Origin of the sequence: Streptomyces sp. NPDC059142 (assembly GCF_042755665.1) — a bacterium.
Lineage (GTDB): Bacteria > Actinomycetota > Actinomycetes > Streptomycetales > Streptomycetaceae > Streptomyces.
In genome coordinates this window covers 70,991-77,573 of sequence record NZ_JBHZDA010000004.1, presented here as the reverse complement: position 1 = coordinate 77,573, position 6,583 = coordinate 70,991, and the positions used below count along the sequence as shown (strand labels likewise).

The following is a 6,583-nucleotide window of genomic DNA, read 5'->3' as shown; positions in this document are numbered from 1 at the left end:
GGGCGGGGGGGGGGGGCCCCCGGGGCGCCCCGCCGGGCGCGGCGCCCGCGGGGGCGGGGCCGCGGGCCCGCGCCGGGCCGCGGCGCCCCCCCCCCCGGCGGTCAGTACTGGCGCCACCGCCCCGGCGCCCACCCCGCCGACCCCGTCTTCCGGCGGCTGCGGGACGGTCTGGCCGCACACGCCGACCGGATCGACCACTTCGCCGGACACACCGTCTGGCATGTCGAACGGACCGGTGACGGCGCACAAGGCCCCGGGAAAGACGGTGACTTCACCACGTACACGGTGTGTGAGGACGCCGGGGACGCCAGGGACGCCAGGGACGCCGGGGACGGAGCGGCCGGCCAGGACAGCGACGGCGGCGACACCGAGCGCACCGTCGTCAGCCGTACGGTCGTCGTGGCCACCGGCGCCTACGACCGTCAACTCCCCTTCCCCGGCTGGACCCTGCCCGGAGTCTTCACGGCGGGAGGCGTGCAGGCCCTGCTCAAGGGACACGGAGTGGTCGCCGGACGGCGGATCGTGGTCGCGGGCACCGGACCCTTCCTCCTCGCCGTCGCCGCGGGGCTCGCCGAGGCGGGCGCACGGGTGGCCGGGGTGTACGAGGCGGGGCTGCCCACCGCGTTCGCGCGCCATCCGCGCGCCGTGGCCCGCAACACCGCCAAACTCGCCGAGGGCGCGGCCCAACTGCGCACCCTGGCCCGCCACCGGGTGCCCTACCGCACCCGTACCGCCGTGATCGCCGTCCACGGCACCGACGAGGTCAGCGCCGTCACCGTGGCGCGGCTCGACGCGCGCTGGCGGGTCGTGCCGGGCGGCGAACGCCGCGTGGAGTGCGACACCCTCGCCGTCGGCCACGGCTTCACCCCCCAGATCGAGATCCCGCTCCAACTCGGCTGTGCCACCCACCGCGACGCCGACGGCAGCCTGGTCGCCGTCGCCGACACCCGTCAGCTCAGCACCGTTCCCGGCGTCTATCTCGCGGGCGAGGTCTGCGGCGTCGGCGGCGCGGCCCAGTCCGTCACCGAAGGCGAACTGGCGGGCCTGCACGCCGCGTTCACCACGGTCGGAACGGCGCCCGAGGCGGCGGTCGTACGCGGGCTGCTGCGCCGCCGCACGGCCGGGCGGAGGTTCGCGTCCGCCCTGCACGCGGCGTACCCCGTACGGCCCGGCTGGCTGGAGTGGCTGCGGCCGGACACCGTCGTCTGCCGCTGCGAGGAGGTCACCGTCGAGGCCGTCGAGGCGGCCGTCACCGACCTGGGCGCGACCGGCCCGCGCGCCGTCAAGCTGTACGCCCGCCCCGGCATGGGGCTCTGCCAGGGCCGCGTCTGCGGCTACGCCACCACCTGCCTGGTCGCCGCCCGCACCGGACGCGAGCCGACCGAGGAGGACCTGCGCTCCCTGGCGGCCCGGCCCATCGCCCAGCCGGTCTCCCTCGGCACCCTCGCGGCGGGCCACCACCCGCGCACCGGCACACCCTGATCCCCGACAGCCCAGGAGGTCACATGAACGAGCCGAACGCACTGAACGCGCTGAACGCACCGGAGGCACCGGTACGCGCCAGGCCCTGGCACGGTGTGCTGGTGGCGACCGCCCTGCCCCTGCGCGAGGGTGACGACGGCGGCGCGCCGCGCGTCGACTTCGACACCTACGCCGACCATGTCGCCTGGCTCGCGGAGAACGGCTGCGACGGCGTCACCCCCAACGGCTCGCTCGGCGAGTACCAGACCCTCTCGCCGCAGGAACGCTCCCGCGTCGTGACCACGGCCGTCGAGGCCGCCCCCGAGGGCTTCACCGTCATGCCGGGCGTGGCCGCGTACGGCGCCGACGAATCGCTGCGCTGGGCCGAACAGGCAGGCGAGGCGGGGGCCCAGGCCGTGATGCTGCTGCCGCCCAACTCCTACCGCGCCGACCGGCGCGCGGTCGTCGCGCACTACCGCACCGTCGCGCGGGCGGGCCTGCCCGTCGTCGCGTACAACAACCCCTTCGACACCAAGGTCGACCTGGAACCCGAACTGCTCGCCGAGTTGTACGGCGAAGGGCTCGTCGTCGCGGTGAAGGAGTTCTCCGGCGATGTGCGGCGCGGCTTCCGGATCGCCGAACTGGCCCCCGGACTCGATGTGCTGTGCGGAGCGGACGATGTGTCGCTGGAACTGGCCGTGGCGGGCTCGCCCGGCTGGATCTCCGGCTACCCCAACGCGTTCCCGCGCGCCTGCGTCGCCCTCTGGCGGGCCGCCTCGGCCGGCGACCTGGAGACCGCGCTGCCGCTGTACCGCACGCTGCACCCGCTGCTGCGCTGGGACTCCCGCACCGAGTTCGTCCAGGCCATCAAGGCCAGCATGGACCTCGCCGGACGGTACGGAGGCCCCTGCCGCCACCCCCGTCTCCCCCTGGTCCCGGAGCAGGAGCAGGCCGTACGCCGGGCCACGGAGAAGGCGCTCGCGGAAGGGCTCGGGTAACCGCCGTGCGCAGCAGCCGGGTCTTCCACGCCGTCGACTCGCACACCGAGGGCATGCCCACCCGGGTCATCACCGGCGGTGTCGGTGTGATCCCCGGCGCCACCATGTCCGACCGGCGCCGCCACTTCATCGACCACCTCGACCATATCCGCCGGTTCCTGATGAACGAGCCGCGCGGACACGCCGCGATGAGCGGCGCCATCCTGCAACCGCCGACCCGCCCCGACGCCGACTACGGGATCCTGTTCATCGAGACCTCGGGCTGTCTGCCGATGTGCGGACACGGCACCATCGGCGTCGCCACCGTCCTCGTCGAGACCGGCATGGTCGAGGTCACCGAACCCGTCACCACCCTCCGGCTCGACACCCCCGCCGGACTCGTCATCGCCCGGGTACGGGTCGAGGGGGGCGCCGCGAAGTCCGTCACCCTCCGCAATGTGCCGTCCTTCGTCCTGGGACTGGACCGTACGGTACGGGTCCCCCTGTGGGGCGAGATCCCGTACGACCTGGCCTTCGGCGGCAACTTCTACGCCATTCTCCCGCTCGACCGGCTCGGCATCCCCTTCGAGCGGGCCGAGAAACAGCGGATCATGGACGCGGGCCTGGCCGTCATGGCCGCCGTCAACGCCCAGGACCGGCCCGTCCACCCCGCCGACCCCGGGATCAACGGCTGCCACCACGTCTATCTCGCCGCCCCGGGCTCCGACGCACGGCACTCCCGGCACGCGATGGTCATCCACCCCGGCATGTTCGACCGCTCGCCCTGCGGTACGGGGACCAGCGCCCGGATGGCACAGCTCCACGCGCGCGGTGAACTCGCCCTGCACACCGACTTCGACAACGAGTCGTTCATCGGCACCCACTTCACCGGCCGGCTCGTCGAGCAGGGCACCCTCGCCGTACCCGGCGCGCCGGACCCGCCCGGGGGCCTCACGACCGTCACCCCCACCATCGAGGGCCGCGCCTGGATCACCGGCACCGCGCAGTACCACTACGACCCCGAGGACCCCTTCCCCGAGGGCTTCGTCCTCTGACCGGGCCTCCGACCGGACCTCTCTCCGACGGGACCTCTCCGACCGGGCCGCCGGGGACCGGTCGGAGAGGTCCGTGATCACCAGGCGATGGGCAGTTCGTACAGTCCGCTGAAGAACTCCTTCGACCGCCAGCGCAGTTGGTCCACTTCGACGGCCAGCCGCAGCTCCGGCCAGCGGGTCACCACCTGCTCCAGGGTCACCTGGAGCTCCAGCCGGGCGAGGTGCGCTCCCAGGCAGTAGTGGGCCCCGTGCCCGAAGCTGACATGGGGGTTGCCCGGACGTTCGAGGTCGACCTCGTCCGGCTCGGGGAAGACCCCCGGGTCCCGGTTGGCGGCGGTCGGGGAGACGATGACCGGATCGCCCGCGCGGATCAGCACACCGCCCAGCTCGATGTCCTCCATCGCGTAACGCGGCAGGACCACCCCGTTGAGCAGGGGGACGAAGCGCAGCAGCTCCTCGACCGCCTTGGGGATGAGGCCGAGGTCGGCGCGGAGCCGGCCCAGCATGTCGTCGCCGTTCTCCTGGTGGAGCAGCATGAGCGAGAAGAAGTTGCCGATCTGGTTGGTGGTCGTGACGAATCCGCCGATGAGGAGTTCGCCGAGGATGTCGATCAGCTCGGCGTCGGTGATGAGCCCTTCCTCGTCACGGCCCCGGACCAGGATGGTGAGCAGATCGTCGGCGGGCTCCCGGCGGCGCGCCTCCACCCAGCCCTCCATCCGGGCGTTGAAGAGTCCGGCCTCCTCCAGGATCGTCTCGGGCGGTGTGCTGCCCGAGCACACCACGTCCGCCCAGTGCCGTACATGAATGTGGTCGGCGTACGGGATGCCCACCAGTTCGCAGATGATCGTCATGGGCAAGGGGAAGGCGTAGTCCTCGATCAGGTCGGCGGGCGCGCCCGCCTCCTCCATGCGGTCGAGCAGCCCGTCGGCGGTCCGCCTGATCCGGTCCCGCAGGCGCTCGATCCGGCGCGCGGTGAACTCCTTGCTCAGCAGCGAGCGCATCCGGGAGTGGTCCTGGTCCGCGCTGGTGAGCAGACCACCGCTGATCCTGGGCATCCGTTCGATACGGGGATGGTCGCGGTGGACGGCCTCACCGATGCTGAACCGGGGATCGGAGAGGACGGCGCGGACGTCCTCGTGCCGGGTGGCCAGCCAGGAGTCCTCGCCGTAGGCCAGCCGCACGCGGGCCAGCGGCTGGTCCCACAGCCGCTGGTAGCCGGGGTGCGGATCCAGACCGCCGAGGTTCCAGAAGGGGTAGGAGAGCGGTTCGGGGCGCTCCGTGGACTGCTGTTGCGGCTGGGGTGACATGGGGGGTGTCCGCCTTTCCTGGCGCGGTTCTCGAAGGGTGCTGACGCGTTCGCGGGGCATGCCCGCAGGGGCTACGGGGCTACGGGGCTACGGGGTGCGGGCCGACGGGGCTAAGAGGTGTGGGCCAACGGGCCCACCGGCACGACGACATGGGTGGGCGGTGGCGCGGTGTCGTCGACGGATGCGGTGAAGTCGATGCCGTCGTCCCGGCAGATGAACTGCACGACCTGCCGTCCCGCGGCGGCGGCCCTGATCAGACCGCCGGTGGTGGCCCACACACCGGAGAGGTAGAAGTTCTCCAGACCGGGCAGGGCGGGCCCGTGCTTCTTGACCAGCTCCTCCATGGTCTCGCCGCTCTCGACGAAGGGCTGCCAGCCGAGGACCGTCCCGTTGTAGCTGCCCGTGTACCGGATCTGGGTGAGCGGGGTGGAGGTGTCCCGTACGGCGATCGAGTCCCGCAGCCCCGGATACCGCTCCTCCAGGAAGTCGACGACCGTGTCCCGCACCCGGCGTTTGGCGGCCGAGTACGGGCGGCCCCGCCGCACCGGCAGGGTGTGCAGCTCGCCGCCCCGGCGGGGCCGGCTGAACTGCTCGGGCCCCTCGCTCAGTTCGCGCCAGGGCTCGACGTCCGAGAAGTACGTGGCGTAGATGACGGTCGTGTTGTCCGGTGACAGCTCCGGATAGAACCGGCTGCGGAACTGGACGTTGATGCTCGGATGGCGGATACCGAGGAGCTTGGAGGCCGTCTCCTCGTCCAGGAGGTGGGTCGTGGTGGGTTCCCCCTCGGGGAAGCCCGCCCGCAGCCCCAGGAACACACTGACATAGCCGGGGAAGACCATGCCCGGCTCCTCGATGGTCTTCGTGAACAGCCGCCGGTAGTCGTCGTCGAGGTAGCGGCCGTCGAGGAGTTTCAGCAGGGTGGTGGGGCCGTCGCAGGCCGAGACGACGACGTCGGCGCGGTACTCCCGCCCGTCCACCATCCGTACCCCCACCGCGCGGTCGTTCTCGACGAGGATCCGCTCGACCTTGGCGTTGTACGTGATCTCGCCGCCCAGCCGCCGGTACCGGTCCGCGATGGAGCGGGCCAGCCCGAGCGAGCCGCCCTCCGGCACCCCGGCCGACCGGTTCGCCTGCGACGCCATCTGGAAGTAGAACGGCAGCACGGGGAAGCCGGGGTGCTTCTCCAGCAGGATGTAGTTGAACGCCTCGCGCAGCAGCGGGTCCTGGAACCGGGCCGAGTACTCCGTCATCAGGACGGACATCGACGTACGGAACAGATTGAGGTACGGGACGAAGCCGGCCAGCATCCGCCACCGCTCCCACCGGCCCATCAGTCCCACGGGCTTGAGGAACGGATAGGCGGGCAGCGCGGTACGGAACTTGCGCAGCCCGGCGCAGAACCCCCGGATATGGCGGGCGTCACCGGGCGAGAGGGAGAGCAGATGGGCCTCCAGCCGGTCCGGGTCGGAGTAGAAGTACACCGCCCGGCCGTCCTGGCCGCGCACGATGTTGAACACGTCGAAGTGGCGCATCTCCTTGCCCTGGAGGGCGCCCAGTTCGAGCCAGATCTGGTGCATCTCGTTGCCGGGCCCGTTGCCCAGCAGCCAACTGATGCAGCAGTCGAAGGTGAAGTCGCCACGGCCCCAGCCGGTGCAGCAGCCGCCGGGGATCTCGTGCATCTCGAAGACCTGGCTGGTGTAGCCGTTCATCTGCGCGTAGCAGCCGGTGGACAGGCCGCCGAGCCCCCCGCCGATGACGATCATGGATTTCCTGCGGGGTCGGG

General features: G+C 72.0%; 5 protein-coding genes. 3 read left to right on the top strand and 2 right to left on the bottom strand.

The genetic code is table 11. From position 1 onward, the window contains the following. From ACFXPK_RS03290 to ACFXPK_RS03280, 3 genes are all read left to right on the top strand, one after another. Positions 1-1,482: FAD-dependent oxidoreductase (locus ACFXPK_RS03290; protein ID WP_385071084.1), on the top strand; the 1,482-nt coding region annotated here is incomplete at its 5' end. Positions 1,483-1,505: 23 nt separating this feature from the next. After that, on the top strand, positions 1,506-2,459 hold the full coding sequence (locus ACFXPK_RS03285) for a dihydrodipicolinate synthase family protein (RefSeq protein ID WP_385071081.1): 954 nt from the start codon (positions 1,506-1,508) through the stop codon (positions 2,457-2,459). 5 nt (positions 2,460-2,464) lie between these two features. Continuing rightward, on the top strand, positions 2,465-3,493 hold the full coding sequence (locus ACFXPK_RS03280) for a proline racemase family protein (protein WP_385071079.1): 1,029 nt from the start codon (positions 2,465-2,467) through the stop codon (positions 3,491-3,493). 77 nt (positions 3,494-3,570) lie between these two features. On the opposite strand, the gene ACFXPK_RS03275 is transcribed toward ACFXPK_RS03280, so the two are convergent. Together ACFXPK_RS03275 and ACFXPK_RS03270 are read right to left on the bottom strand one after the other, a co-directional pair. Next, complete coding sequence (locus ACFXPK_RS03275) at positions 3,571-4,800, bottom strand: cytochrome P450 (RefSeq protein ID WP_385071076.1); 1,230 nt, start codon at positions 4,798-4,800, stop codon at positions 3,571-3,573. Between the two features lie 110 nt (positions 4,801-4,910). Beyond that, positions 4,911-6,563 (bottom strand): phytoene desaturase family protein, encoded by a 1,653-nt coding sequence (locus ACFXPK_RS03270; RefSeq protein WP_385071206.1) that lies wholly within the window; start codon positions 6,561-6,563, stop codon positions 4,911-4,913. Positions 6,564-6,583 lie beyond the last annotated feature (20 nt).

Coding starts and splice junctions, on each gene's coding strand:
- ACFXPK_RS03285 (WP_385071081.1), top strand. CDS start 1,506: ATGAACGAGCCGAACGCACTGAACGCGCTGAACGCACCGGAGGCACCG.
- ACFXPK_RS03275 (WP_385071076.1), bottom strand. CDS start 4,800: ATGTCACCCCAGCCGCAACAGCAGTCCACGGAGCGCCCCGAACCGCTC.
- ACFXPK_RS03270 (WP_385071206.1), bottom strand. CDS start 6,563: ATGATCGTCATCGGCGGGGGGCTCGGCGGCCTGTCCACCGGCTGCTAC.